Annotated in this window: 24 protein-coding genes and 2 tRNA genes; 15 read left to right on the forward strand and 11 right to left on the reverse strand. The window is 72.8% G+C overall.

The genetic code is table 11. From position 1 onward, the window contains the following. Window positions 1-6 precede the first annotated feature (6 nt). Entirely contained in the window at window positions 7-408 is a 402-nt protein-coding gene (locus tag AB0D67_RS18440) for a helix-turn-helix domain-containing protein (protein ID WP_362936459.1), read from the forward strand. Window positions 409-535: 127 nt separating this feature from the next. On the opposite strand, the gene AB0D67_RS18445 is transcribed toward AB0D67_RS18440, so the two are convergent. Both AB0D67_RS18445 and AB0D67_RS18450 read right to left on the reverse strand, forming a co-directional pair. Continuing rightward, the gene (locus tag AB0D67_RS18445) at window positions 536-1,366 is read right to left on the reverse strand and encodes an ABC transporter permease (protein ID WP_362936462.1); all 831 of its coding nucleotides are present in this window, start codon (window positions 1,364-1,366) and stop codon (window positions 536-538) included. Beyond that, window positions 1,363-2,388: an ATP-binding cassette domain-containing protein gene (locus AB0D67_RS18450; protein ID WP_362936465.1), complete on the reverse strand. Its 1,026-nt coding sequence runs from the start codon at window positions 2,386-2,388 to the stop codon at window positions 1,363-1,365. Before AB0D67_RS18450 ends, AB0D67_RS18445 begins: the two co-directional genes overlap by 4 nt. Before the next feature lie 59 nt (window positions 2,389-2,447). On the opposite strand from AB0D67_RS18450, the gene AB0D67_RS18455 reads away from it, so the two are divergent. Next, entirely contained in the window at window positions 2,448-3,029 is a 582-nt protein-coding gene (locus AB0D67_RS18455; RefSeq protein WP_362936468.1) for a TetR/AcrR family transcriptional regulator, read from the forward strand. Between the two features lie 186 nt (window positions 3,030-3,215). Here AB0D67_RS18455 and AB0D67_RS18460 read toward each other — a convergent pair whose 3' ends face one another. Continuing rightward, window positions 3,216-3,527, reverse strand: a complete 312-nt coding sequence (locus AB0D67_RS18460) for a hypothetical protein (protein WP_362936470.1) — start codon at window positions 3,525-3,527, stop codon at window positions 3,216-3,218. Between the two features lie 122 nt (window positions 3,528-3,649). Between AB0D67_RS18460 and AB0D67_RS18465 the strand changes: the two genes are divergently transcribed. Beyond that, a complete protein-coding gene (locus tag AB0D67_RS18465) occupies window positions 3,650-7,060 on the forward strand; it encodes a BTAD domain-containing putative transcriptional regulator (RefSeq protein ID WP_362936473.1) in 3,411 nt (1,136 codons plus the stop codon). Between the two features lie 34 nt (window positions 7,061-7,094). Here the strand turns inward: AB0D67_RS18465 and AB0D67_RS18470 are convergent, their stop codons facing one another. Then, window positions 7,095-7,748 (reverse strand): hemerythrin domain-containing protein, encoded by a 654-nt coding sequence (locus tag AB0D67_RS18470; protein WP_362936477.1) that lies wholly within the window; start codon window positions 7,746-7,748, stop codon window positions 7,095-7,097. A 234-nt stretch (window positions 7,749-7,982) separates the two neighbouring features. On the opposite strand from AB0D67_RS18470, the gene AB0D67_RS18475 reads away from it, so the two are divergent. After that, window positions 7,983-8,058, forward strand: a tRNA-Thr gene (locus AB0D67_RS18475). A 405-nt stretch (window positions 8,059-8,463) separates the two neighbouring features. Here the strand turns inward: AB0D67_RS18475 and AB0D67_RS18480 are convergent. Together AB0D67_RS18480 and AB0D67_RS18485 are read right to left on the reverse strand one after the other, a co-directional pair. Next, window positions 8,464-8,655 carry a hypothetical protein gene (locus AB0D67_RS18480; protein WP_362936480.1) on the reverse strand — a complete coding sequence of 64 codons (192 nt, stop codon included), beginning with the start codon at window positions 8,653-8,655 and terminating at the stop codon, window positions 8,464-8,466. After that, on the reverse strand, window positions 8,652-8,834 hold the full coding sequence (locus AB0D67_RS18485; RefSeq protein ID WP_362936483.1) for a hypothetical protein: 183 nt from the start codon (window positions 8,832-8,834) through the stop codon (window positions 8,652-8,654). The genes AB0D67_RS18480 and AB0D67_RS18485 overlap by 4 nt, the downstream gene beginning before the upstream one ends. A 62-nt stretch (window positions 8,835-8,896) precedes the next feature. Here AB0D67_RS18485 and AB0D67_RS18490 point away from each other — a divergent pair, with 62 nt between their 5' ends. Continuing rightward, a complete protein-coding gene (locus AB0D67_RS18490) occupies window positions 8,897-9,271 on the forward strand; it encodes a UTRA domain-containing protein (RefSeq protein ID WP_362936486.1) in 375 nt (124 codons plus the stop codon). A gap of 39 nt (window positions 9,272-9,310) precedes the next feature. Here AB0D67_RS18490 and AB0D67_RS18495 read toward each other — a convergent pair whose 3' ends face one another. Beyond that, window positions 9,311-9,790, reverse strand: a complete 480-nt coding sequence (locus AB0D67_RS18495; protein ID WP_362936489.1) for a nucleoside deaminase — start codon at window positions 9,788-9,790, stop codon at window positions 9,311-9,313. A 433-nt stretch (window positions 9,791-10,223) separates the two neighbouring features. On the opposite strand from AB0D67_RS18495, the gene AB0D67_RS18500 reads away from it, so the two are divergent. The 6 genes from AB0D67_RS18500 (at window position 10,224) to AB0D67_RS18525 (ending at window position 14,454) form a co-directional block, all read left to right on the forward strand. Continuing rightward, a tRNA-Met gene (locus AB0D67_RS18500) sits at window positions 10,224-10,297 on the forward strand. A 73-nt stretch (window positions 10,298-10,370) separates the two neighbouring features. After that, complete coding sequence (rpmG, locus tag AB0D67_RS18505; RefSeq protein WP_350957462.1) at window positions 10,371-10,535, forward strand: 50S ribosomal protein L33; 165 nt, start codon at window positions 10,371-10,373, stop codon at window positions 10,533-10,535. A gap of 471 nt (window positions 10,536-11,006) precedes the next feature. Then, window positions 11,007-11,453 carry a MaoC family dehydratase N-terminal domain-containing protein gene (locus AB0D67_RS18510; RefSeq protein ID WP_362936748.1) on the forward strand — a complete coding sequence of 149 codons (447 nt, stop codon included), beginning with the start codon at window positions 11,007-11,009 and terminating at the stop codon, window positions 11,451-11,453. Between the two features lies 1 nt (window position 11,454). Then, complete coding sequence (locus tag AB0D67_RS18515) at window positions 11,455-11,883, forward strand: MaoC family dehydratase (RefSeq protein ID WP_362936492.1); 429 nt, start codon at window positions 11,455-11,457, stop codon at window positions 11,881-11,883. A 134-nt stretch (window positions 11,884-12,017) separates the two neighbouring features. Then, entirely contained in the window at window positions 12,018-13,370 is a 1,353-nt protein-coding gene (locus AB0D67_RS18520; RefSeq protein ID WP_362936495.1) for a glycosyltransferase family A protein, read from the forward strand. 43 nt (window positions 13,371-13,413) lie between these two features. Continuing rightward, complete coding sequence (locus tag AB0D67_RS18525) at window positions 13,414-14,454, forward strand: UDP-N-acetylmuramate dehydrogenase (RefSeq protein WP_362936498.1); 1,041 nt, start codon at window positions 13,414-13,416, stop codon at window positions 14,452-14,454. A gap of 184 nt (window positions 14,455-14,638) precedes the next feature. On the opposite strand, the gene AB0D67_RS18530 is transcribed toward AB0D67_RS18525, so the two are convergent. Continuing rightward, window positions 14,639-15,943: a hypothetical protein gene (locus tag AB0D67_RS18530; protein ID WP_362936501.1), complete on the reverse strand. Its 1,305-nt coding sequence runs from the start codon at window positions 15,941-15,943 to the stop codon at window positions 14,639-14,641. Window positions 15,944-16,297: 354 nt separating this feature from the next. On the opposite strand from AB0D67_RS18530, the gene AB0D67_RS18535 reads away from it, so the two are divergent. Then, complete coding sequence (locus AB0D67_RS18535; protein ID WP_362936503.1) at window positions 16,298-16,867, forward strand: TMEM165/GDT1 family protein; 570 nt, start codon at window positions 16,298-16,300, stop codon at window positions 16,865-16,867. Window positions 16,868-16,994: 127 nt separating this feature from the next. On the opposite strand, the gene AB0D67_RS18540 is transcribed toward AB0D67_RS18535, so the two are convergent. Then, window positions 16,995-19,253, reverse strand: coding sequence for a cellulose binding domain-containing protein (locus AB0D67_RS18540; RefSeq protein ID WP_362936505.1), 2,259 nt, complete (start codon window positions 19,251-19,253; stop codon window positions 16,995-16,997). A 794-nt stretch (window positions 19,254-20,047) separates the two neighbouring features. Between AB0D67_RS18540 and AB0D67_RS18545 the strand changes: the two genes are divergently transcribed. From AB0D67_RS18545 to AB0D67_RS18555, 3 genes are all read left to right on the forward strand, one after another. Continuing rightward, window positions 20,048-20,476, forward strand: a complete 429-nt coding sequence (locus tag AB0D67_RS18545) for a protein-tyrosine phosphatase family protein (RefSeq protein WP_362936507.1) — start codon at window positions 20,048-20,050, stop codon at window positions 20,474-20,476. 120 nt (window positions 20,477-20,596) lie between these two features. After that, on the forward strand, window positions 20,597-21,562 hold the full coding sequence (locus AB0D67_RS18550) for a MerR family transcriptional regulator (RefSeq protein ID WP_362936510.1): 966 nt from the start codon (window positions 20,597-20,599) through the stop codon (window positions 21,560-21,562). Window positions 21,563-21,863: 301 nt separating this feature from the next. Next, window positions 21,864-23,090 (forward strand): cytochrome P450, encoded by a 1,227-nt coding sequence (locus AB0D67_RS18555; RefSeq protein ID WP_362936514.1) that lies wholly within the window; start codon window positions 21,864-21,866, stop codon window positions 23,088-23,090. Window positions 23,091-23,183: 93 nt separating this feature from the next. On the opposite strand, the gene AB0D67_RS18560 is transcribed toward AB0D67_RS18555, so the two are convergent. Together AB0D67_RS18560 and AB0D67_RS18565 are read right to left on the reverse strand one after the other, a co-directional pair. After that, window positions 23,184-26,069 (reverse strand): AAA family ATPase, encoded by a 2,886-nt coding sequence (locus tag AB0D67_RS18560; RefSeq protein ID WP_362936517.1) that lies wholly within the window; start codon window positions 26,067-26,069, stop codon window positions 23,184-23,186. A 133-nt stretch (window positions 26,070-26,202) separates the two neighbouring features. Then, window positions 26,203-26,364, reverse strand: coding sequence for a hypothetical protein (locus tag AB0D67_RS18565; protein ID WP_362936520.1), 162 nt, complete (start codon window positions 26,362-26,364; stop codon window positions 26,203-26,205). Window positions 26,365-26,583 lie beyond the last annotated feature (219 nt).

The following is a 26,583-nucleotide window of genomic DNA, read 5'->3' on the forward strand; positions in this document are numbered from 1 at the left end:
CACGACATGGAGGGACGCATGCAGGTCACCGAGTGGACGCCCGGCACGATGAGTGAGGTGTTTCACAGCGACTGCCCGGCGCGGGTCGTGCTCGACCACGTCACCAGCAGGTGGGGGGTGTGGGTCCTGATGGCACTGCAGCGGGGGGACCTCCGGTTCTACGAGCTGCGTGAGCGCATCGAGGGGATCAGCGAGAAGATGCTCTCCCAGACGCTGCGCACACTCGTCCGCGACGGCCTGGTCTGGCGCGAGGTGGAGCCGTCCACGCCGCCGAAGGTCACCTACGGCCTGACCCCGCTCGGCAGGGGCACCGGCGAGCCGCTGGCCGAGCTGTTCGGCTGGATCCGGGACCACGCGTTCGAGATCCTCGACACCCAGGCCGAGTTCGACCGCGTCGGAGGAAAGTGACCGCGCCGGCGGGGTGACCGCGCCCGTCATGGGTGGGCGCGATCGGGAGAGCCGCCGCCGGTCGGTGGCCGGCGGGAGCGGGGGATCAGCTGTTCAGCCGCCGGTAGCGGCGCGCCGACAGCGGGGATCAGCTGTTCAGCCGCCGGTAGCGGCGCGCCGACAGTGGCAGGAAGACCAGTGTGATCAGCACCGGCCAGCCGATCGCCAGCCACAGCGCGTGCTGGGCGGCCCAGGAGTCGCCGCCCCAGCCCGGGTTGCCGAACAGCTCCCGGCAGGCGGCCACCGTGGCCGACAGCGGGTTCCACTCAGCGATCACCCTCATCCAGCCGGGCATCAGCGCGGGGGAGACGAAGGTGTTGGCGAGCATGGTGATCGGCAGCAGCGGCATCCAGGCCGCGCTCGCCGACTCGGGGGTGAGCACCAGCCCGACGTAGATGCCGACCCAGATGAGCGCGAAGCGCAGCAGGAGCAGCAGGCCGACGGCGGCCAGGGCGGCGCCCGCGCCCCGGTGCCAGCCCCAGCCGACCACCAGCCCGCAGGCGAGCAGGACGGCCAGTTCCAGCACGGAGTTGACCATGTCGGCGAAGGAACGGCCCAGCACCACCCCGGCCTGGGAGATCGGCATCGAGCGGAACCGGTCGGTGACGCCGCGGGCGGAGCTCGTGGCGACGACGATCATGGTGGTCATCACGCCCATGGTCATCGACTGGGCGTACATCCCGGGCATCAGGAACTCGCGGTAGTCGCCGCCCCCGGCGACGTTCATCGCGCTGCCGAAGACGTAGCCGAACAGCAGCACCATCACGATCGGATACAGCAGCACGTTGAGGACGGCGGCGGGGTTGCGCGTCCAGTGGACGAGGTTGCTCCGGGCGATCGTCCACCCGTCGGCCAGCGTCCAGCTCAGCCGCTCGCGGCGCGTGCGGGGGAGCGCGGGGGTGAGGGGGAGGACGGTCATGCCGCGGTCCTCCCCGCCGTGGTCCTTCCTCCGGTGGCGCCGCCGCCGCTGCCGGGAGCACCGCCGCCGGGAGCGCCGGTGACGCTGAGGAACACCTCGTCCAGCGTCGGACGGCGCAGGGCGACGTCCTCCACCTCGACGCCGCCCTCCTCCAGCTCCCGCATGATCCGGGTCAGGGCGGCGATCCGGTCGCGGACGGGGACGGTCAGGCGCAGGGCGTCGCGGTCGGTCACCGGATCGGCGCCGACGACCCCGGCCAGGACGCGCGCGGCCTCGGCCAGGTCGGCGGCGTGGCGCAGGACCAGGTCGACGTGGTCGCCGCCGACCGTGGACTTGAGCCGCTCGGGGGTGTCCTCGGCGATCACCCGGCCCGCGTCGACCACCGCGACCCGGTGGGCGAGCTGGTCGGCCTCGAACAGGTACTGCGTGGTCATCAGCACCGTGCTGCCCGCCTCTGCCAGACCGCGTACGGCCTGCCACACCTCGTTGCGGTTGCGCGGGTCCAGCCCGGTGGTGGGCTCGTCGAGGAACAGCACGCGCGGGGCCAGGATGAAGGCGGCGGCCAGGTCGAGGCGGCGGCGCATGCCGCCGGAGTAGTGCCTGACCCGCTTCCCGGCCGCCTCGGCCAGCCCGAACCGCTCCAGCAGCTCCCCGGCCCGGCGGCGGGCGGTGGCCGCGCCGAGGTGGTACAGCCGTCCCCACATCTCCAGGTTCTCCCGGCCGGTGAGGATCTCGTCCACGGTCGGCTGCTGTCCGGCCAGGCCGATGCCGTGCCGTACCCGGTCGGGCTGCGTGACCACGTCGAACCCGGCGACGACGGCGCGGCCCGCGTCGGGGCGCAGCAGCGTGGTCAGGATCCGGACGGCCGTGGTCTTGCCGGCGCCGTTCGGGCCGAGCAGGCCGTACACCGTGCCCTCCGGCACGGCCAGGTCGAATCCGTCGAGGGCGTCGGCGTCGCCGTAGCGCTTGCGCAAGCCCTCGGCGACGACTGCGAAGGATGTCATCGCTCCATAATGAGACATTGATGTTCCAAAAACAAGCGCTGATGTCTCCTTATGGAGCGTACTGTTACTCTTCGCTGGTGAGCGACACTCCGGAGTCCGGAACCCGTAGCCGCACGCGCCGCGCCATCCTCGGCGCCGCGGCCTCGGTCCTCGCCCGCGACCGCGGCGCCACGCTGGCCGACATCGCCGAGGCCGCCCAGGTCGGCCGCAGCACGCTGCACCGCTACTTCCCCGACCGCAAGGTGCTCGTCGACGCGGCCGTCACCGACTCCTTCCAGGTGGTCGAGAGATCGACGGCGGGGGCGGCGATCGACCAGGGGCCGCCGCTGGAGGCCATGCGCAGGCTGATCGCGGCCATGGTGGACGTCGGCGACCGGCTGGCGTTCCTGTTCGGCGACCCGCGCGTGCTGGAGGAGGCGACGGACTGTTTCGAGTTCGAGCCCGACCCGTCGGTGCCGACCACGATCGGCCTCATCGAACGCGGCCAGGCCGAGGGGGTCTTCGACCCCGAACTCGGCGCGGAGTGGATCCAGCAGGTGCTGTGGGCGCTCGTCTACACCGGCTGGGAGGCGGCGGAGAAGGGGCAGCTTCCCCGCCACGGCGTCACCCCGGCCGTGATCCGGACCTTCGAGAACGGAGTCGTCACCGGGAAGAGATGAGGACTCCCGTCCCCTCTTCCACTTCCGCGACCCTTCTCCCGGTCCGTGCCCGTCGCCGGTTCTCCGTCCCTCGCCGCCGTCTGCCGTCTCCGCCTCTGCCGTCTCCGCCTCTGCCGTCCCCGTCAGCGGTCAGGCCCGTCAGCGGTCAGGCCCGTCAGCGGTCAGGCCCGTCAGCGGTCGAAACCGTCAGCGGTCGAGCGCGGCCCACAGCGTGGCGAACTCCTCGGCGGTCAGCTTGGTCAGGCCGCAGTCGTCGGGATAGATCGGCCCCTCGGCCAGGAAGCCGTGCTCGTCCTCGATGTGCCGCCACGAGTATCGCCGGGCCACCCCGTCGGACCCCAGCTCGGCATGCCTGACCGGCCAGTACTCCCCGCCGTCGTCGATGACGGCCTCGAACAGCCACACGTGGCCGTCGTCGTCCACGCCGTGCCAGTACCAGTGCCGCCGGTCGCTCTCGTCGAGCGCCCGGATCGTCTCCACGCGCCGGTCGTGCGGCATCTCGCTCCTCGCTGTCGAATCCCTGAGCCGGATCCCCGGGCCGGATCCCGGAACCGTACGGCATCATGCTGCCGGACGACGTCAATCCAACGGCAATCCGGACCGCTTACGCTGCCCTTGCTATGTTGCGCGTTCTCGGTCCGCTCCAGGCGGAGATCAACGGTGGTCCGGCGGACCTCGGCCCCTTCCGGCAGCGAGCCGTGGTGGCCCGGCTCGTCGCCGCGGGCGGGCACGTGGTCTCCACCGACCGTTTCATCGACGACCTCTGGCGCGGACACCCCCCTCCCAGGGCGCTGGCCGCCCTCCAGGTGTACGTGTCCAACCTGCGCAGGGTCCTCGAACCCGACCGTCCGCCCCGGGCGCCCGCCACCGTCCTGGTCAGCGCCGCGCCCGGCTACCGCCTCCGCCTGGAACCGGAGGGGGTGGACGCCTGGCTGCTGCCGGGGCTGATCGACGCGGCCGCGGCCGCGCTCACCGAGGACGACGGGGACCGGGCGCTCGACCTCGCCGACCGGGCGCTGGGGCTGTGGCAGGGACCGGCCTACGCCGAGTTCGCCGACGAGCGGTGGGCCGAACCGGAGGCGGCGCGGCTGGAGGAGCTGCGCCTGGTCGCGGTGGAGCACCGGGCCGAGGCGCTGCTGGCGCTCGGCCGCGAGGCCGGGGTCGAACTCGAACGGCACGTCCGGGCCCACCCGCTGCGGGAGAACGCCGTCCGGCTGCTCGCGCTGGCGCACTACCGGGCCGGACGGCAGGCCGACGCGCTGGCCGCGCTGCGCCGGGCCCGCGCGACCCTCGCCGACGAGCTGGGGGTCGATCCCGGGCCCGCGCTGCGCGCGATGGAGGCCGACATACTGCGCCACGCCGACTCCCTCCGCCACCACTCCTCGCATCACGGCTCCCCGCGCCACGCCGGCTCCCCCCGTCCCCGGGAACGGACCGTCCTCCCCCGCCGCCGCGACTCCGACGTCCCCCCGCACGGCCGGGGGGTGGCGGTCTTCCCCCGCCGAGACGCGCCCGCCCCCTCCCCGGCCGCGCCGCGCGCCCCCGGGCAGGGGGAGCCGGACGGCGGGCTGGTCGGCCGTACGGCGGAGCTCGCCCGGCTGGAAGCCGTCTCCGAGGCCCCCGGGCCGAGCACCGTCTGGCTGGGCGGCGAGGCGGGGGCGGGCAAGAGCGCCCTGGCCGGCGCGTTCGCGCGGAGGCTGGCGGGCCGCGGATGGCTGACCGCCACCGGGCAGTGCCCGGAGACCGACGGCGGGGCGCCGCCCGCGTGGGCGTGGAGCGAGATCCTGCGCCGCCTGACCGCGGAGCTGCCCCCCGGAGACGACATGGCGGCGCGGCTCGCGCCCCTGCTGACCGACGACGCCCCGGCGACGGGCCGGTTCCACCTCGCCAGGGCCGTGGAGGACTACCTCTCGCGGGCCGTACGGGAGGACGTCCGCGTGCTGGTCGTCCTGGAGGACGTGCACCGCGCCGACGACGAGACGCTCGGCCTGCTGCGGCACCTCGCGGTACGGCCCGCCGCGGCGCGGATCATGTTCCTGGCCACCTACCGCCCGGCCGAGGCCACCGATCACCTCGGCGCGACCTGGGCGGCGCTGGCCGGGCACGGCAGCCACCGGCTCGACCTGGGCGGGCTGGACGGCGACGAGGTGGCCCTGCTGCTGCGGGAACGCTCCGGGCTGGACGTCGACCCGGTCATCGCCCGTACGGTGGCCGAGCGGACCGGCGGCAACCCCCTCTTCGTGTCCGAGACCGCCCGGCTGATCAGCACGGACGGGATGGCGGCGGCCAGGGCGCTGCCGCCCGGGGTGCGCGACCTGATCCGGCGCAGGATCGCCCGGCTGCCCGCCACGGCCGCGACCGCGCTGCGGGACGCGGCGATCGTCGGCCGGGACGTGGACGTGGACGTGCTGCTCGCGATGACGGGCTCCGACGAGGACGCGCTGCTGGAGGGGCTGGAGGCCGGCGTGCTGACCGGGCTGCTGGACGAGCCCGCCCCGGGCCGGGTCCGGTTCGCCCACGTGCTGGTGCGCGAGACGCTCTACGAGGACACCCCCCGCATCCGCCGTACCCGGCTGCACGGCAGGGTCCTCGACGCGCTGGAGCGGGTCCGGCCGGGGGACGTCTCGGCGCTGGGCCACCACGCGCTCGCCGCGGCCACGCCGGGAACGGCCGGGCGGGCCGTGCCGTACGTGGTGGCGGCGGCCCGGAAGGCGGCGGCCATGCACGCCTACCGGGAGGCGGGGTTCCTCTACCGGGGCGCGCTCGACCTCGTCGGGGACGACGACGACCGGCGGCTCGACCTGCTCTGCGGCCTGGTCGGCGTCCAGGCCCACGAGGGCGACGTGATGGCCGCCCGGTGCCACCGGGAACGGGCGATGGAGGCGGCGCGTCGGCTCGGCGCCGGCATGACCCGGGCGCTGACCTGCTACGAGGCCCCGGTGACCTGGTCCATCCAGCCGTACCGGCAGGTCGACGAGGTGTTCGTCGCGGCGGTTCGGGAGGCGCTGGCGGACCCCGCCGGGACCGACGACGAGACCCGCTGCCGGCTGCTCGCGACGCTCACCTTCGAGCTGGAGGGGCACGACGACGACACCTGCGAGCGGGCCGGCGCGGAGGCGCTGCGGCTGGCCCGGCGGCTGGGCCGCGCCGAGCTGGTCTGCCTGGCGCTCAACGCCCGCTACTTCGTCCTGCTGACGCCGCACCGGCGCGACGAGCTGGAGGCGGTGGGCCGGGAGCTGGTGGAGCTCGGCGGGGAGGCCGGGCTGCCCGGCTACGAGATGCAGGGCCACCACGCCCTGTACATGGTGAGCCTGGGCCGTGGCGACCTCGCCGCCGCCCGCCACCACGCCGACCGGGCGCTCGAACACTCCACCGGCGGCCAGCTCGGGCTGGCGCTGAGCGTGCTGTCGATGCTCGACACCCTGCTCCTGCTGATCGCGGGCGACTTCACGGGGGCCGAGCGGTCCTACGCGGCGGCGGCCGAGCGGATGGCCGCCGCCGGAGGCGCCAACGCGGCCGGCGCGGGCGTCATGGGCCGCTTCGTCGCCCGGCTGGCGGGCGGCCTGCCGCAGGACATCCCGGAGATCATGGCGATGTACCGCCTCGTCCCGTCCGACGTCTCGGAGATCCTGACCCGGGCCCTGGTGGCAGAGGGCCGGCCGGAGGAGGCCCGGACGTTCTGGGAGCCGGACCGGCGGGTCAGGAAGGACTACTACTGGCTGGTTCAGACGGCGCTGCGGGCCGAGAACGCCGTCGCGCTGGGCGACCTGCCGACGGCCGGGCGCTGCTACGAGGAGCTGCTGCCCTGGGACGGCGAGGCGGCCGGGCTGCACTGCGGGTCGGTCACCCTCGGGCCGGTCGCCCACATCCTGGGCGACCTGGCCGAGGCGCTGGGCCGGGACGGGTCCGCCCACTACGCCGCGGCGGAACGGGTCGCCGAACGGCTCGGCTCCCCGCACTGGGCCCGCCGGGCGGCCGAGGCGGCCCGCCGGAGCGGAGGCCGCCCGGACGGGATCCGCCCGGGCGGGTGACGAGGCAGGCAGGTACGGTCACCGGCCTCCCGGTTCATGCGGCCAGAGGGCCGAAGATCTGCCGCTGGCGGCGGCGGTGGCCGCCGCGGAACACCGCGAGCAGCACCGTCAGCATCGGCCCGGCCAACTTGCGCAGCCGGGCAAGCTCCTCGGGCCGGGCGTACTGCTCGATCCTGGGAAGCTCGACACCGGGCTTGGTGCCCTTGCGGACCGCGTCCTCCACCCTCTTCCAGTCGGCCACGGAGACGTACTTCGCGATGACGGGGAAGAGCAGCCGTTCCTCCTCCTCGATGTGCTCGTCGAGGAGGTCGGCGAGCCGGGTCAGCGACGAGGCCAGGGCGGAGGCGTCCCGGGTCGTGGCGAACGCGGCGGCCTGGCCGTCGATCTCGTTCAGCAGCGGGTCCAGCGAGGAATGGTCGTCGCTCAGGTCGCGCAGGTCCACCTCGGCCCCGGCGGACCGTTCGAGGACGGGCCACAGGACGCGGTCCTCCATCGTGTGATGGTGGTGGATGCCCGCGCACAGGGTCCTGATGTACTCGGAGACGGTCCGGGCGCGGGCCGGGTCGGCGGTCTGCCGGCCTTCGGTCAGCTCCGCCGCCAGCGTGGCCAGGCGGCGGGTGTCGCCCCGCATGGCGCGGTGGGTGAGCTGGAAGCCCAGAAGCTCGGGGGTCATGGCGTCGGCGGTCATGGCGGGGGTCTCCTCGGTCGATCCGGACGGGGTGCCGGATCCAGACTGCGGGGACCCACTTATGGGCTACTTGGAGGTCACTGAGGACGCCACTTAAGGACGCCGCTCAAGGGCGGCACGTGGGGACGGAGCCCCCGGGACCGCGCGATCCGGTGGCTCCCGTTTGATTTCGCATCCCGGTCCGGAGCCGTGTATGGTTACACCTGTCGGCAGGCGCGAAAGCGCAGCGGACAGGCCCCTTTAGCTCAGTCGGCAGAGCGTCTCCATGGTAAGGAGAAGGTCTACGGTTCGATTCCGTAAAGGGGCTCCACTCCAGCAGGACAGACCGCCCGGACCGCGATATCGCGGGGCCGGGCGTTTCTTGTTTGTGCGAGATCTGTGTGACGATCTTCAACCCGCTCGGACCGCGAGATCATGGGGGTCGGGTGTTCGCTTTTCACGACACCTTCGCACCACTGACTCCCATCCGGTCCGCAGGGCCGGGCGATCCGGAGCCTCGTGCGGTCCCGCATGCCGTGCCGCCGATGCCGCCGGTCGCCGATGGCCGGACGTCCGGCGCGCGCGAGATCGGGGAAGACGCGCGCCGGACGCCCGGCGCGGCTCGCCTCGGGGGATGTGAGGCGGGCCGGGCCCGGCGCATGGGCAACGGGGGCGTTCCGCGCGCCGGACGTTCTGAGAGGACCGCGCAACCGATCGCGGGACGGTCCTCGACGGCTCACTCGGTGTCGTTCACGGAGGACGTTCCCGGCTCATGCTTCCGGTCCAGCGAGCCTTCACCCTCGCAGAGCACCCGGTCGACGTCGCCACGGCGGATCCGCCGGAGATGGACGGGTCCGTTCCGGCCGGGGATGCGCTCCAGCTCGCAGCCGCAGTTCCGGCACTCCGCGATCGGTTCACCGCGGGTCACGTGGTCACCGCCCGACGGTTGTGCAACTCGGCCCATGCCATGTGCCCGGCGCGGGTCGCCTGGGAGCCGTACCGGTCGGCCAGGCCGGAGATGACGCGATGCGCTTCGGGATCGATCTCCGCCCCTGGGACGGGGGTGTCGGAATCGTGGATCTCAAAGCGGATCTTGTTGGAGGTCACCGTCGTGATGAGGCTGATATTGCCCTCGGGCCCGGCTCGGTCTCGATGATCCGCAGGGTGACATGCCCGATGTCATGCACACCCACTATGTCTTCGCCGCGGACGACCAACCGTGGATGCTGTCGGACTCCTACGAACCGCTCAACCTCACCAAAGGCACGGTCATCGCCTTCCCTGAGGACGGGCCGTTCGCCGGTCACGGAGTGACACACCGCATGGCTGAGATAGGCATCGCCGTGGACGACTGGGTTGAGGATGTCGGTGCTCGCCCCGCCAGTCCGCACGAGGCGAAGGAACTCGGCATCGCGGCCGGATCCATCGTCCTGACCGTCGAGCGGACCTACCTCGCCGAAGGCAGGCCGGTCGAGATCGCCGACATGGTCGTCCCCGCGGAGACCTCTCGTCTCGGTTACTCCGGGCCGGTCGGAGAGAGCTGACCTGCCGGGCCGGAGCGATCGGCGGACCGGGGGAGCGGATCAGCGGGGGGAGTGGAAGCGGCGGTGGAGGTCGTGGACCCGATCCGCCAGGTCGGGGACCGGGCCCTCCACGACGACGCCCGGGGCGATCTCGTGGATCGGCAGCGTCCGCACCGGCGGCGCGGGGACCCCGAGCTCGGCGAGCCAGGCCGACAGCTGTTCGGAGGAGCTCACGTAGACGATGCGGCCCAGGCCGACCCAGGCGTGCGCGGCGGCGCACATCGGGCAGTGCTCGCCCGAGGTGTAGACGGTCGCGGCGGCCCGCTCCTCCGGGGTCATGTTCGCGGCGGCCCAGCGCGCCAGCTCGAATTCGGGGTGACGGGTGTGGTCGCCGGAGGCCACCCGGTTGTGGTCCTCGCCGAGGACGGTGCCGTCGGCGGCGACGAGCACGGAGCCGAACGGCTCGTCCCCCTCGTCCAGGGCCTCGGCCGCCAGTTCCACGCAGCGGCGCAGGTGCCGCAGCTCGGTCTCGTCGATCACGGTGACCTCCCGGACGGGATCTCCGGCCCGGCGCCGGATTCTCCGATCGTGCGCTTTCTTGATCGTGTACGGCCGGATCCTATCGACCGGCGGCTCGCGGGACGGGCGCCCGCCGTACGCCGGTCCGGGGTTCCGGGGGTCCGGGGCCGGCCGGGGCGCGGTGCCGGACCCCCGGACGGCGGCGTACGGCGGGGCGCGGTGGTTCGCGCCGATCTCCTGCCGCTGGTAACCTGGCCCGCGATCAGGGAGGACTCGCCGACGGCGGGAGCCCGGTCCGGGCGGGGCTCGCGAGGCCGGAGAACTCCGGTGACTCCCGGCGTGCGGGCGGGCATACTGGGGAAACCCGGAAGCAAGGGTCCCGACCTGCACGAGTGCGCAGTCACTCCGCGGGTCAGGTATCCTATCGGGGTCGGCCGATGTCAGTCGGCCTCAAGGCGGAGTAGCTCAGTCAGGCAGAGCAAACGGCTCATAATCGTTGTGTCGCCGGTTCAAGTCCGGCCTCCGCTACTACCTTCCCGGTCTCCCAACAGGGGCATCGGTGTGGGTTGTCCCAGTCCCGAACGTAGAAAGGCACTCCCAAGTGGCTGCCACCGACGTTAGGCCGAAGATCACGCTGGCCTGCCAGGAGTGCAAGCACCGCAACTACATCACGCGGAAGAACCGGCGCAACGACCCGGATCGGCTTGAGCTGAAGAAGTACTGCCCCAACTGCAAGGCGCACCAGGCGCACCGCGAGACCCGCTAGGTCTCCGGGCGAGGCCCACCGGTCTTCCACCGGGCGAGGCCCGCTTCAGCGGCACTCCATACCGACGACGAACCGGCGTCCCGACATCGGGCGCCGGTTCGTCGTGTCCGGGTGACCGCCGCGTTGAGCCGGATGCCGTGTTCAGGCGACCGTCGCGTCCAGGTGATCACCGCGTCCAGGTGATCACCGCGTTCAGACCGGTCGCCGCGCCGGGCGGTCGCCGCATCCGGAGGTCGCCGCATCCGGATGGCCGTCGCGGCCGAGCCGGTCGTCGTGTCCCATAGGTGACCGGCCACCGGGTCCGGGCGGTTGTCGTGTCCGGACAGCTTTCCCGGCCGGGCGTTGACCGCGCCCGACAGCCGGTGCCGCCCGCGGACCGGGCTACCGTTTCTGGATGACCGGTCGCGGGGCGGGAGCGCAGGACTCTTGTTACCGTCGGTCCCACCAGCTCGGTAACCGTAAAGGAGCATGATGGCTCTGAACCGCGATTTCGTCGGTCGGGCGTCCGCGCCCTCCCCGCCCTACGAGGTCAGCCGCGTGAAGATCAAGGAGTTCGCGGCGGCGATCGGCGACAACAACCCGGTCTACCGCGACCGTGAGGCGGCCCAGGCCGCCGGCCACCCCGACGTGATCGCGCCGCCCACCTTCCCCATCGTGTTCAGCCTCTCCGGCGGGTCGATCCTGGCCGACCCCGAGCTGGGCCTGAACTTCGCCATGGTGGTCCACGGCGAGCAGCGCTTCGAGTACCACCGGCCGATCCACGCCGGTGACGAGCTGGTCAGCGTCTCCACCGTGACCGACATCCGCAGCGTGGGCCGCAACGAGCTCATCACGGTCAGAAGCGACGTCACCACGGTCGGCGGCGAGCCCGTCTGCACGACCTACAACACCATCGTCGAGCGCGGAGGGGCGAGCTGAGATGGCCGCGACTGTCAGGTACGACGAGGTCGAGCAGGGCCAGGAGATCCCGGCCGCCGACTACCAGGTCCGCCGCGCCAACCTGGTGATGTACGCCGGGGCCTCCGGCGACTTCAACCCCATCCACTGGAACGAGCGGTTCGCCAGGGCGGTCGGCCTGCCCGACGTCATCGCGCACGGGATGTACACCATGGCGCAGGCGGGCCGGTTCCTCACCGACTGGGCGGGCGACCCCGGCGCGGTCGTCGACTACGGCGTGCGCTTCTCCTCGATGGTGGTCGTCCCGGACGACGACGAGGGGGCGACCATCACGGTGAGCGGTGTCGTCGAGGAGAAGCTCGACGACAAGCGCGTGCTGGTCGGGCTGACCGCCCGGTCCGGCGACTCCCGCGTGCTCTCCCGGGCCCGCGCGGTGGTTCAGCTCTCCTGACCGCTTCCGGCCCGCGCCGGATCGTCTCCGGAGCGCGGGCCGTACGGCGGGCACGTCCGGCTCCGCCGCACGGAAAGGTCCACCGGTGGGCGGGCCGGGCGATACTTCGCCCGGTCCGTGGGTAGCGTCCCGGCATGAGCGATGTACCACCTCACGTGACGGAGCTCGCCGAGCGGCGGGCCAGGGCCCGCGCCGACCGCGACTACGCGGGGGCGGACGCGCTCCGCGACGATATCGAAGCCGAGGGCTGGACCGTCCGCGACGTCGGCGACGGGTTCGAGCTCACCCCCAGGCCGTCCTTCAAGGTCTGGCCCACGGTGAGCTCCGTACCCGTGACGGGTGCGGGCGGCAGGCAGCCGGAGCGGTCCGCCGAGGCGGGGCTCCGCCCGGAGGGGCATGGTATCCCCGCGGCCACGAACCGCGACACCGACGCCGGCACCGGCCGTGACGCCGCCGCTTCCGGTGAACCGGCCGGTTCCACCGGAGCCGCGGCGGGGACCGGGCGCGGGGCCGTCGCGGACGTCGGCCGGGGCGACGCGCCCGACGCCGAACGGGTCGCCGCGGCCGCCGAGCCGGGCGCCCGTCCCGAGGAGGTGGGCCAGCTCGACGCCGAACGGGTCGGCGAGGCCGAGGCGGCCCCCCGGCCGCGACCCGAGGGCGCCGAGCTCCTCGGCCGGTCCGACGACGTCGAACGCGCCCCCGAGCGCATGGTCTCCTCCCAGCTGCTGTGGGACTCCAGCCTGGCCGTCTCCCGGGTGGACGAGGAGATCACCCCGGTCGAGGGGCGCAAGCCGATGACCTCGCCGACCGTCACGGTCGGACTCGTCGTGGACGGTTGGCCCGACGACCTGCGCGAGTGCGTCCGCGCCCTGCTCGCCCACACCGACGCGAAGATCGTCGCGCTGGACCTGGGCGACGTGGACGGCGCCGGCGCCGTCCTGCAGGAGCTCGCCGACGCCGACCCCGGGCGGATCCAGGCGTGGCACGTGGCCGAGACCCCGCACTGGCGGGGCGGCACGGCCGGCTGGGGCGAGAGCCGCAACAAGCTGCTGGAACTCGACGACTCCGACGTGCACGTGGTGATGGAGACCTCCGTCGTCCTCGACGGCGACGCGATCACCCCGCTGGCCGGGGCGCTGAACGACAAGGTGAGCGCCGCGGGATGGAAGGGCGTGGACCCGGGCGAGGACCGCCGCGAGTGGAAGGACGCCGGGCCCGGCGACGTGCGGGCGGTGCTCGGCCACCTGTTCGCGGTCCGGCGGGACGCCGCGCTGTCGGTGGGAGGCTTCCCCTCGGGGGCGCGCTACTACCGCAACGCCGACCTGGAGTTCTCCCTCACGATCCCGGGCACCGTCGTCGCCCTCGGCGACGAGCTCCCGGTCCACGAGGGACGGCACCGCGGCTACCACGACGTCGATCCCGAATACCGTGAGCGCGAGTCGCGCCGGACCTATGAGCGCGTGCTGAGGCTGCTGGGTTCCCCGTAGGCTGGTCGCGAGGTCCGGGACCGGCGTTTTTTGGGGAAAGTGCATGGCTGAGCGGGTGGCAGGGGTGCGGCTGGCGCCGTACACGACGTTGGGGCTGGGCGGACCGGCCGGGGCGTTCGCGGAGGCCGGGTCGGCGGAGGAGATCGTCGAGCTGGTCTCCGCCGCGGACCGGGCCGGTGAGCCGGTCCTGGTGCTCGGCGGCGGCAGCAACCTCGTCGTGTCCGACGACGGCTTCGACGGGCTGGTCGTCCGGGTCGCCTCCCGCGGGATCGAGGCCGACGGCGACCGGGTCGTCGTCCAGGCCGGGGAGGACTGGGACGCGCTGGTCGCCCGCGCGGTGGCCGAGGGGCGTTCCGGCATCGAGTGCCTGGCCGGGATCCCCGGCCAGGTCGGCTCCACCCCGATCCAGAACGTCGGCGCCTACGGGCAGGACGTGTCGCAGACCATCGCCGGCGTCCGGGTCTACGACCGCAAGAACGGCGACGTGACCGAGCTGCCCGCGCACGAGTGCCGGTTCGCCTACCGGCACAGCGTGTTCAAGGAGGAGCCGGGACGATACGTCGTCCTCGCCGTCGCCTACGAGCTTCCGGCGGCGGGCGGGCTGTCCGGTCCGGTCGCCTACCGCGAGCTGGCCGTACGGCTGGGCGTCGCCCTCGGTGAGCGGGTGCCGGTGGCGAGGGCCCGCGAGGCCGTGCTGGATCTGCGCCGGGGCAAGGGGATGGTGCTCGACGCCGCCGACCCCGACAGCCGCAGCGCGGGCTCGTTCTTCACCAATGCGCTGCTGTCCGCGGCCGAGGCGGCCGAGCTGGAACGGCGCGTTCCCGGGTTCCCCCGCTTCGACATGCCGGACGGGTCGGTCAAGGTCCCGGCGGCGTGGCTGATCGAGAACGCCGGGTTCCCCAAGGGGTACCGCCGCGGCGCGGCGCGCATCTCCACCAAGCACACCCTCGCCCTGACGAACCCCGAGCTGTCGGCCACGACCGCCGACCTGCTCGACCTGGCCAGGGAGGTCCGCGACGGGGTGCGGGAGAGGTTCGGCGTCACGCTGGTCAACGAGCCCGTCATGGTGGGCGTCCGGCTCTGATCCGCACGCGGTGCCGGGCCCGGCCGTGATCCTCCGGGCCCGGCGGTGATCCGCGGCGCCGTGTACGGCACAGGCCGGCCCTCCGCTTCACATCCGGCGGTGATCCGCCGTGCCGTGGGCGGTGCGGGCCGGTCCGTCGTCTCACACCCGGCGCCGGTCCCGGCCCCACCGGCCGGTCCGCGAGTCAGCTCACCGGCCGGCGCCGGAGGACGAACGGCTTCCCTTCCCCGTAGCCGCCCTCCTCGGACGAACCGGCCGCCCACAACTCGGTGGTGCCCGGCACACGGATGAGGCGGACATTCCAGACGGGGTGGAGTTCCTCGCGCGCGGGATGACCCCCGTCCCGGTAGGGATGGGAGGGCGGGCCGTACTCGCGTGACCATCCCGCGCCGTCGAAGTGGAGGAAGAGCGGCTGCCTCGGGTGATCGGCGTCGACTCCGGCGAACCAGACGTCGTCCGGTCCGGTGGCGGTGACACTCCGCAGAACGCCCCGCGAGAACGGCGGATCCACCCGGTTCCACCGTGAACCGTCCCAGCGCACGATCAGCGGCCGCTCACCGTCGCCCCCGGGCTCGGGGTACGACAGCCCGACGGCCCATACGTCGGTCTTCGAGACCGGCCAGACGCCGTCGAGCCTGCCCCGGTATTCCTTGAGCACCGACGGCTCGGCGTACAGGCTGTCGTCAGGGGGCCTGTGGTAGACCAGCGGGTTCCCCGTGGCCGAGGCGTCGGACTCGGTCCCGCCGACGGCCCAGAGATGTCCGTCGCGGACCGCGATGTCGCGGAGCATCCCCCTGTCGCCCCTCTCGCCCAGGTCCTCCGGTTCGGTGAAGCGATGGCCGTCCCACCTGACGATCATCGGCCCGGACGGACCGGATCCGGCGAACCACGCCTTCCGGCCGGCCGTCTCGACGTCGAACAGGAAGTGGTCGTGCGACACCCCGAAGGGGCGCTCTTTCCTCCAGCGGTGCCCGTCCCAGTGCGCGGCGAAGGCCCTGGATCCTCCCCCGCCCGTCACCCACACGTCGTCCGGCCCGCTCGCCCCGACTCCGTCGAGGGAGTTGACGGTCTCGAAGGAGAAGTCGTTCTCGTCGTGCGGCACGTCCAGGCTCGGCATCCGGTGCCAGCGGATTCCGTCCCACCGCAGTGCCACGGGGTCCCCGGGCCGGTTCTCGCCGGCGTCCTCCACCCCGGCCGCCCACGCCTCGCGGGGCCCGGTCGCCGTGATGTCGAGCAGTTGCGCGCCGAAGGCCGTCTTCGGGACCGTGACGCGGCTCCACGCGGCCGAGACGGGAACGGGCCTGCTGCTCGGGACCGGGCTCGCCTGCGCTCCGGGGCCGGCCCGAGCCGTACGGTTCGCCGTCGGGGCTGATGCCCGGTCGCCGCCGGGGCGGCCCGGTGATGTCTCCGCGGGGCCGGGAGTGCACGCGACCAGCACGGACGCTCCGAGGAGGATCGCCGTCCGCCGCCGGCGCTTGGTGATCGGCATTGGGGCAAGATAGCTCCCGTCACCGATGAAGATCCGGTATTCGGGGGATTCCCCGGAATCGCCCGGCTGCCGGGCTGAGGGTAAGGAAACGCCCATCCCGGGAATGGGTAACGGTTCCCACCTGTTAAGGTCAGGTGAAACATCCGAGGGGGAGTAGTCCCAATCGCGTGATCGACATACTGGCGCTCCGGCGCCCGGTCGCGCGGGCCTGATCGCGGAGCGGTATCCGCGCCGATCAGGCGGACGAGACCTTCGGTCTGGCAGTCGTACGTTCACGCTGCCGGGCCGAAGCCGTGCCCGTCTCCCCGGGTGCCTCCCTTCCGGCCCGGCCGCGCACGCGGAAGGGCACTCTCGTTGGAAGCGTTCTGGATCAGCCTCGCTGTGATCTTCGTCGCCGAGCTCGGCGACAAGAGCCAGCTCATGGCGATGACCTTCGCGACCCGGTTCAAGCCGTGGCCGGTGCTCGCGGGCATCACCCTGGCCACCGCCGTCGTCCACCTGGTCAGCGTGGGAGTGGGCAAGGTCGCCGGGGACCTCATCCCCACCACGGCGATCACCATCGTCGCGGGCATCGCGTTCCTCGGCTTCGCCGTGTGGACGCTGCGGGGCGACGAGCTGACCGAGGATGAGGCGCAGAAGGCGCAGCGCACCACCCGGTCGGCCCTCATCGCGGTGACCGTCGCCTTCTTCCTCGCCGAACTGGGCGACAAGACCATGCTCGCCACCATCACCCTGGCCACCCAGCACGGCTGGTTCGGCACCTGGGTCGGTTCCACGGTCGGCATGGTCGCCGCCGACGCGCTCGCCATCCTCGTCGGCCGCATGCTCGGCAAGCACCTCCCCGAGAAGGTCATCCGGTACGGCGCCGCCGCGGCGTTCGCGGTCTTCGGGATCATCCTCCTGCTCGAACCGCTGTTCGCCTGACGGACGGGCCACGACCCGGGCGGGCATCCGCGACCGAAGCCCGACGGGCGAGCGCCCCCGCCCCCTGTGTCAGGGGACGGGGGCGCTTCCTGTCTCCCACCCCGGGAGGTCTGTGCGGCGGCGGCCGTCAGCTCACCGTGACGTCGTCGACGTAGACCGCCGAGCCGCCGCCGCTGTCGGACGGGCTGACGAACTGCACGCCGATCTCCCGGACGTCGCCCAGATCGGTCAGTCCGGCGAGGTCCAGCGTGAGGACGGCGCCGGCGGAGGTCACCGGAACGGGCCCGCCGTCGTGCCAGGCCCACGACGGACCGGTCTTCACGTACAACTTCGCCTGGACGCCGCTGCCCGCGTCACCCCAGGGCGCCAGCCTGGCGACGGCGCGCAGCGTGGCGCGTCCGCTGAGGTTCGCCGAGCCGGTACGCGCCAGGTAGGCGGTGCCGTTGAGGGTGACGTCCGCCTTGAGGGACCTGCTCCCGGAGGCGGCCCACTCGCCGACGGACCAGGGACCTCCGGTGACCCCGGCGCCGGTCCAGCCGTCCGTGTCCGACTCGAAGTCGTACAGGGTCGTGCCGGTCTGGCCGCCGGTGCCGACCTCGACGGCCTCCGAGACCGGCCCGGCCGTGCCCTCGGCGGTGTGGCCGGTCACGGTGTACCAGACGTCCCCGGAGGGGGCCGAGGAGTCCGTCCACGGCGTGCCGTTGTCCGAGACGCAGCGGTCGCAGACCGTCGTCCACGGGCCGCCGGCGCCGGCGGTGGCGCGCCGTACCGAGTACGTGGCCGCGGTCGTCGATCCGCGCCAGGCCACCGACACCCCGCCGCTCCTCCGCTGCACCGAGGTGACCAGCGGCCTGCCCGGCGCGGGTACGGCGGGCACCGGCGTCCCGCTCATCTGGAAGTGGAACTGCCGGATGGCCGTGGCCCGCTGCCTCATGGTGGCGTCGTCGCCCGGATAGTGCATGGTGAACCCGTCGTTGTGCTGCACGTACCCGTGGTCGTCGCGGTGCGGGAAGATCTGCCAGAACAGCGCGCCGCTGACATCGGAGTCCCCGGCGATCGCGGAGAGCTTCCCGCTGTCGGCGTCGGTGGAGCCGTACTCCCCGGCGATGTACACCTTGCCGTGCCCGGTGATGTCGCGGGCGTCGTTGCGGACCGCGTCGCCGGAGGACAGCGGGTAGTAGTGCGCGTCGACGATGTCGATCTCGCTCACCCCGTACTCCTGGCCGCTCCAGTGCGTGGCGACCAGGGTGTCCGGTGACAGGCGCTTGAGATGCTGGGCGATGGTGCGGATCCAGTTCGTGTTGACGCCGGTGAGCTCGTTGCCCAGCTCCCACGCCAGCACGCCCGGCTCGTCCTTGAACGCCGTCCCGGTGTACGGGTTCACGTGGTTGAGCAGGTGGTCGATGTACTGCTTGAACGCGTCGATCGCACGCGGGTCGGTGTAGAAGGCGTCCTCCGGCAGGCCGAGCCAGTCGGTGAAGTCGTGCCGCCCGCCGTGGTACCAGTGCCAGTTGTCGGTCAGCGGGACCACCAGGCGCAGGCCGCGGGCCCTGGCGGCGGCCACGGCGTAGTCGATGGTGGCGAACGCGCCGTCGTTCCACTGCCCGAGACGAGGCTCCAGCGTCAGCGGGTGCCCGGTCGAGATGCCGAGCGTGTGCGAGCGCACCACCGTCGAGCCCATGGCCTTGGCGGTGTCCAGGCCGTCGTCGATCCGGAACTTCGTGGGGTAGGCGATTCCGCCGACGTTCTCGTCCAGCCCGAGCCAGGAGAGGTTGACGCCGCCGAACCTGAAGGGCCTGCCGTCCAGCATGAGCTTCGTGCCCTGCCTGGTCACCCGGCTGATCGGCTCGGCTGTCGGGGTCGGGGTCGGGGTGGGGGTCGGGGTCGGCGTGGTGGTGGGGGTCGGGTCCGGTGTGGCGGTGGCCGTCGGGCTCGGGGTCGCCGTCGGGCTCGGTGTGGGGGACGAGCCGTCGTCGCAGGGGAGGCCGTTGAAGGTGAAGCCCGCCGGGGCGGTGTTGGTCCCGGTGTAGGAGACGGTGAAGCCGACGCCGGTGGAGGCGCCGCCGGCCAGCGAGCCGTTGTAGCCCGCGTCGCGCACCGTCACCGCGGTCCCGGACTGCTGGAAGACGCCGTTCCACCCTGAAGTGATCTTCTGGTCGCCGGTGAAGGACCAGCCGAGCGTCCAGGAGGTGACGGACGGCCCGTTGTTGGTGAGGGTGACGTCGGCCGTCGCCCCGCCGCCCCAGGCGGAGGTGACCTTGTAGGCCACCGCGCACGCGGACGGGGCGGCGTGCGCGGTCGTCGCCGTACCGCCCGCCAGCAGCGCCGATACGGCCAGCAGCGTCGCGAGCACGGCGCGGCGTCGCGGTGGGGAAGATGGTGCCATGGCTCTCCTCGTGGGTCTGCCGGCCGTTCCTGGCAGCGGTACGGTTAACTGATTCAGTGACGGCCGTCCGGTCTGCGGTGTGACGGCATCCGCTGGCGCGTCGGCGGAATGCGAGAATCTCCTCTCGCCGGGCGTGGGGCAGCCCGAAACCGCCGCGTTCACCAGCGGATACCCGGGCGAAGGGGCCCTGACCGCACCCTTCGGAGTGCATCCTTGCGAAAGCGGGAATGGCGATGACTTCGGTATCGTAGAACTTAATCGATTAAGTAATCAACGGGTCCCGTGGATTCATCTGAGTGAGGGTCGGTGGGGTGGGCCTTCTGGTGCGGGGTGTTTCCCCGGGTTTGGGCGGGTGCACGCTTGCCGGGCTGGACGACGGCGCGCTGCGGCTGGGGCTTTTCAGGGTGCGGGGCGGTTCCCCGGGGGCTTGGGCGGGTCCATGCTTGCCGTGCTGGTCGGATGCGCGCGCTGCGGTGGGTGGGTGTTCCGGCCGGCGCTGTGGCCGGGCTCCGGTGTCGACCGGCCTCCGGCCTGGTCCCGGGCGCGATGGTTTCTGGCGTTTTGAAGCCGGCCGGAACACCCACCCACCTCCGCGCCATGCCTGCTTCGGTCGTACGGCCCGCTCGCCGTGGCTTCTCGCTTTCCGGCAGCCCACGGTCCCCGCCGATGCTGAAGCCGCCCTGCTTCTCGTTCAGGGCTGGTCGCCGTGGCCTTGCGGCCACACTGGCGGGGGAGAGCGCAGGGCCGGGCGCCGTAGCCGCTCTCTTCCGGGCCGCTGAGGCTAGGCTCTTTTCATGGTCGACTTCTGGGAACCCGCAGCGCCGGGCGTGCTGAAGCTACCCTCGGGCCGGCTGGTTCGCGGCCGGGGGCTCAGGCGCCCGCTTCCGGAAGGGCGGGAGCCCGCCTTCGCGCTGTACCTGCTGGGCAAGGAGCCGCCGCCCGTCTCCTGGGAGGCCCGCTGGCTGCGCTGGCCGGACTTCCGGCTGCCGTCCGACCGCGCCGCCGCGCGGGACGCGTTCCACGAGGCGTGGGAGCGTGCCGCGACCGAGCGCGTCGAGGTCGCCTGCTGGGGCGGACAGGGCCGGACCGGTACGGCGCTCGCCTGCCTCGCCGTACTGGACGGGGTGCCGGCCGGTGAGGCGGTCGCCTACGTCAGGCGGCACTATGCGGCCCGCGCCGTGGAGACCCCCTGGCAGCGCCGTTTCGTCGCCCGATTCCGGTAAGGGCCTCATCCCGTCCGCCGGCGCCGTGATGAACCGCAGGGTTCGTGGGACGGGGGCGGTCCGCCCGTCGGCGGCCGGGGGCTTGCGCCTCCCCCAAGGGGAGCCGCGAAGGTAGGGGCCATGAACGGCGGCACGCTCCACTCGATCGGTGACCTGGCCCGGCGGACCGGGCTGACGGTCAAGACCATCCGGTTCTACTCCGATCGCGGGATCGTGACGCCGACCGACCGCAGCCCGGCCGGTCACCGCCTCTACGACGTCGAGGCCGCCGCCCGCCTGGACCTCGTGTGCACGTTGCGGGACCTGGGACTGGACCTCGCCACGATCCGCAAGGTCGTGGACCGGGAGCTCTCGCTCACCGAGGTCGCGGCGACGCACGCCGAAGCCCTGGCGACGCAGATCAGCGCCCTGCGTCTGCGGCGCGCGGTGCTGACGGCGGTGGCCGAGCGCGGGGCCACTCCCGAGGAGATGGATCTCATGCACAAGCTGGCCAAGCTCTCCGAGGACGAACGCCGGCGCCTGGTCGACGACTTCCTCGACGCCGTCTTCGGCGGACTCGCCGACCCCCACTTCGCGGGGATCCGGCGCTCGATGACCCCCGAACTGCCCGACGACCCCGGCACGGAGCAGGTCCGGGCCTGGGTGGAGCTGGCGGAACTGTCCCGGGACCCCGGCTTCCGCGCCGCCGTACGGCGCACGGCCGAGGACCACGCGGCCGAACGCGCCGCGGGCGGCGCCGCGGTCCCCCGACGCGACCCCGTCGCGGCCGTCCGGGACGGGGCCCGTCCGGCGTTGGACGCCGGCGTCGCGCCCGCCTCGTCTCAGGCCGTCCCGATCGTCGCGGCGCTGACGGCTCATTACGCCCGTGTCGTCGGTCTCCCCGACGACGACGGGCTCCGCCGCCGGCTGCTGACCCGGCTGGAGACCGCGAACGACCCCCGCAGGCAGCGGTACCTGGAACTGCTCGCGGTGGTCAACGGCTGGCCGGCCCCGGAGGACCCGACCCCGGCACTCGACTGGTCCATCCAGGCCCTGCGTTCCCGGATCCCGCCCACTGCGGCATGCGCCTCCGACCGGCCCGGATGATCCTGAAAGAGCCCGGGTGAGCCCGGGTGGGTACCGGCCCGCCTGGGCTCTGGGCTCTGAGGAGGCGCGCCGGTCCGGGAGGCGTCCATCCGCCGGAGCGCGGGTACGGCGGGGTGGGGGTGCGGCCGGTGAATCATCGCTTTTAAATATCGCCATATATCGCTATTTATGCACTTATAGGTGGATAGCACGTGATAAGTCGATTCCAGGGGGACAGGGGACGGGAGTCCGTATTCATGGTTGCCTTGGCGATCTTTTTTTGATCCGCTGCACACACCCACATGTGTACGAAGGGATCCATATGACCGCCGCCGCCTCCGAGAACGCCGCCTGCCCGAGGCACCCGCTCGACCAGGACGCCGCCGGAGTCAACCGGCCCGGCCTGTACCCGAACGAGCTGTACCACCGGATCCGCGAGACGGGGACGGGCGTCACCGAGGTCATCCGTCCCACCGGCACGGGCAAGCTCGTCACCCGCTATGACGACGTCAAGGAGGTGCTGCGGAACCAGGCGGCGTTCTCCCGGGAGGCCGCCCTCGACGCCGACGACGTCGGCCTGGAGGACACCATTCTGGGGCTGGACGGGGAGCGTCACGCGGCCGTGCGCAACGTCGTCAAGGCGCTGTTCACCCCGCGGGCCGTGGAGCGGCATCGGGGCGACGTCGAGATGAGCGCGGCGGCGCGGCTGAAGGAGATGACGGAGAACGGGGAGCCCGCGGACCTGGTCGAGGACTTCGCGCTGCCACTGGCGCTGGACACCATCTCCGACCTGCTGGGGCTGCCCCATGAGGACCGGGCGCGGTTCCGCCACTGGGGCGAGTCGTTCCTGGCCCACACCATCGTGGCCGGGGAGGAGGCCCAGGCCTCGTCGGCGGCGATGGCCGGCTACCTGGCCGGCCTCATCGAACAGCGGCGGCAGCGGCCCGGACCGGACCTGCTGGGCCGGATCGCCGTCGCCGGCGCGGATCTGCCCCCCGCGCAGCAGATCATGCTGCCGATCGCCCTGGTGCTGGGCGGCTGGGAGACCACGGCGAGTTCCATCGGGACCTTCGTCCAGGTCCTGCTCACCCACCCCTACGAGGGATACGAGACGGCCTACGCCTACCTCATCGACCACCCGGAGATGATCCCGTCGGCGGTCACCGAGCTCACGCGGATGTTCTCCACCACGGGAGCCGACACTATGCCCCGCCGGGCGACGCGGCGGGTGACGCTGCCCAGCGGCGCCGAGGTGCGGCCCGGCGAGATAGTGATCGCCTCGACCGACGCGGGCAGCTACGACCCGCGGGTCTTCCCCGACCCGCACCGGATGATCTTCGATCGTCCCTACAACCATCACCTGTCGTTCGGGCACGGTCCGCATCACTGCCTCGGCCGCCACCTCGGCCACCTGGAGATCGTCGTCGCGATCGGCCTGCTCACCCGGGAGCTGCCCCGCCTGCGGCTGGCCGTCCCCTCCGAGGAGATCCCCCGCAGGACCGGGCACGCCATCAAGGGGGTGGCCTCGCTGCCGGTGAGGTGGACGTGACGGGCTGACCCCCCCGCCACACTCGGTGGGCCGGCCCGTCGGCGTCACCGGGTACGGCGAGGCCGGCCTCCGGCGTCGCCGTACCCGGTGAGGTCAGCCGATCAGGGCGAGACGGTGCGCGGCCGCGGCGGCCTCGCCGCGGGTGGCGACGCCCAGTTTGGCGAGGATGTTGGAGACGTGGACGCTGACCGTCTTGGCGGAGATGAACAGCTCGGCGGCGATCTCGCGGTTGGACCGGCCCTGGGCGACCAGCCGGAGCACCTCCTGCTCGCGCGGGGTCAGCGGAGCCGCGGGAGCGTCCGCCGCGGGGGAGGAGGCCGCGCCGGCGGCGGGTTCGCGGTCCAGCGTCACCCCCAGCCGGCGCGCCAGGGACTCGATCTCGGTGGTCAGGGGCCGGGCGCCCAGCGCGGCCGCGGCCGGGTGCGCCGCGCGCAGCCGTACGGCGGCGCCCTCGCGGTCACCGGCGGAGGCCGCGGCCCGTGCCGCCTGCAGCAGCGATTTCGCGCGCAGGAAGGGGCGGTCCAGCTTCTCCCAGACGGCGGCCGCGGCGTCGTGGTCGCGGTTGACGGAGAAGCGGTAGGCCTCCGAGACCGGGCTGTCCACGGTCAGCGACGTGGCAGCCTTCTCGACCTGGGGCCGCAGCGCCGCCGCCCGCTCGGGCGCGACGGGCTCGGCGACCTCGCAGACCCCGGCCAGCAGGGCGAGGGTGCGCCAGCCCAGCATGGGCTTGCTCGTGATCAGGGCCGCACGGACGGCCTCCTCGGCGACCTCCAGGGCGGCGAGCGGCTCGCCGTTCAGCAGGTGCAGTCCGACGCGGAGCCGGATGTTCGCGGTCAGCTCCTGGGTGAACTCCTCCTGCGTGGAGAAGGCGCCGACCTCGTTCAGCACGGACGCGACCAGGTCGGTCTCGCCGCGGGCGATCGCCACGTCGGCGCGGATCCTGCGCAGGTGGTGGCGGGTGCGCAGGGTCGGGTCCATGGTGAGTCCCTGCTCGGCGACCCGGGCGGCCTCGTCGAAGCGGCCCAGCGCCTCCAGCGCCTCGGCCCGGTTGTTGGCGATGAAGGTGCCCTGGGTGCGGTAGCGGCCGTACTCCCTGGCCAGCCGTTCCCCCTCCAGCGCCATCTCGACCGCCTCCGCGGAGCGGCCCATGTTGTTGAGCGCGTCCACGGTGTTGGCGATCGACCGCAGGACGACGCGGCCGGAGCCGACGCGCTCGCCGATCGTCTTGGCGGTCATGTTGACGGTGATCGTCTCGTTCATGCGTCCGGCGATCGAGTGGCCGAGGGCGAGGTTGAGCAGCAGGTCGGCCTCCAGGCCCTCGTCGCCGTGCTCACGGGCGATGCCGAGCGCCTCCTCGGTGAGCGCGGTCCCCTCGGCGACCTCGCCGCCGAACATCAGGTGGGAGCCGAGCCTGGTCAGGACGGCGGCACGGTGCGGGCCGGGGCCGGGGACCAGTCGTTCGGCGTAGCGGAGGTCGTCGAGCGCCCCGGGCTTGCGCTTGGCCGTTTTGAACTGGGAGAGCCGCACGACCAGCTCGGCCACCCGCGCGGGTTCGGTCCCCTCGTCCAGCTCGGACAGCGCGGCCTTGACGAACTTCGTCCCACGCTCCAGTTCGCCGCAGGCGTTGGCCGCCGCCGACGCCTGCTCCAGGACCGTGGTGTGGTCGGCGCCGATCAGTTCGGCGGCGTCGGGCACCTTGCCCCACAGCTGGAGGACCCGCTCCAGGAGCTGCATCTCCTCGTTGTAGGCGAAGCTCTTGGCGGCCTTGCCCGCGGCCTCCCAGGCTGAGATGAGGGCCCACTTGTCGTCGCGGGCGGAGTACCAGTGGTGGGCGATCTCGACGGCGGCCCGGCCGGGCGGGACCATCGTGCGGTCCCGGCTGATCTCCTCGGCGAAGCGGGCGTGCAGCCGCATGTGCTCGCCGGGCAGGAGCTCGTCGTGTACGGCCTCGCGGATCAGGGCGTGCCGGAAGGCGTAGGCGCGGCCGTCGGCGATCTGGAGCACGTTGGCGGCGACGGCGGGCCGCAGCGCGTCCTCCAGGTCGATGTCGGACAGGCCGCTGACCGCGGCGAGCAGCGCGTGGCCCACCCGGTTTCCCCCGGCGGCGGCGATGCGCAGCACCCGCTGGGTCTCGTCGGGGAGCTGCTCGACGGAGCCGATGATCAGGTCGTGCAGGGAGTCCGGGAAGGAGCACTCGCCGCCGCACTCGACGAGCGCCTCGACGAACAGGGGGATGCCCTCGCTGCGTTCGAAGACCTTGCCGACCTGGGCGAACTCGGGCGTCGTGCCGAGGATGCCGGCCATCTGGGCGGCCACCTCGTCCTGGGTGAGGCGGGGCAGGTCCAGCCGGAGCACGCCCTCGACCCGGCCCAGCTCGGCGAGCACCGGACGCAGCGGGTGCTGGCGGTGCAGCTCGTCGGAGCGGTAGGTGAGGACCATCAGGACCGGTATGGCGCGCAGGTTGCGGCTGAGGAAGGCGATCAGGTCGCGGCTGGAGCGGTCGGCCCAGTGGATGTCCTCGATGACCAGGACGACCGGGCGGCGCTCGGCCAGCCGTTCCAGGAGGGTGAGGACCTGTTCGAAGAGCCGGGCGCGTGCCGTCTCCCCGTCGGCGTCGCCGCTCGGCTCGCCGAACTCGGGCAGCAGCCGGGCCAGGTCCCGCGCGCCGCCCTCGGGCAGCAGGGCGGCGACCTTCTCGGCGCCGCACTCGCGGACGAGCTGGCGGATCACGGCGGTGAACGGCGCGTAGGCGAGGCCCTCGGCGGACAGCTCCACGCAGCCCCCGAGGAGTACGTGGGCGCCGTCGCGGGTGACGCGTTCGGCGAAGGAACCGGTCAGCCGGGTCTTGCCGACGCCCGCCTCGCCGCCGAGGAGGACGGTCGCGGCCGTACCCTCGCACGCCTGCGCGAAAGCCTCCGTCAGCGCCGCGAGTTCGGCCTGCCGCCCCACGAAGACGGGGCTCACCGTCCGACCCATCATGAGCTCTAGCATGTCACGCCTTATGGGTAGTTATCTCCCCATTTGCCGTACGGCAGGCGGGCCCGCCGTACGGCTCAGGGAGGCCGCTGAGCCCGGCCGGGCTGAGGGTGGCGGCCGGGCTCTCGGGGCGTGGTCATGCGGGGAGGATCCGGGAGAGGAGGCTCCGGCGGCGCTCGCCGCCGGACCGGCCCTCCGAGGTGGCCTTCGCCTCGCGGGCGAGGCGGTGCTCACGGGCCTGCCGGTGGAGCTCGGCGGTGCGGTCGCTGATGAGCTGGTGGTGAAGCTCGGGGTTCATGGTCGACGCCTCCTGGCGTTCTTGAGCGGTGCTTTCTCCTTGCACTCTCAAGATTCGGCCTAAGGCCCCCGCCCTCACATCGGACGGATGCCCTATCTCCGGAGGCCTTCCGCGCCACGGGGATGCCTAGGCAGGTCCGGGCATGCCTAGGGGGTACCTAGGCATGCCCGGGGGTCGGGCCGCTCCGTCCGCTATGTCCTTTTCACTCAAGGTCGGGCT

Origin of the sequence: Streptosporangium sp. NPDC048047 (assembly GCF_040653115.1) — a bacterium.
GTDB lineage: Bacteria > Actinomycetota > Actinomycetes > Streptosporangiales > Streptosporangiaceae > Streptosporangium.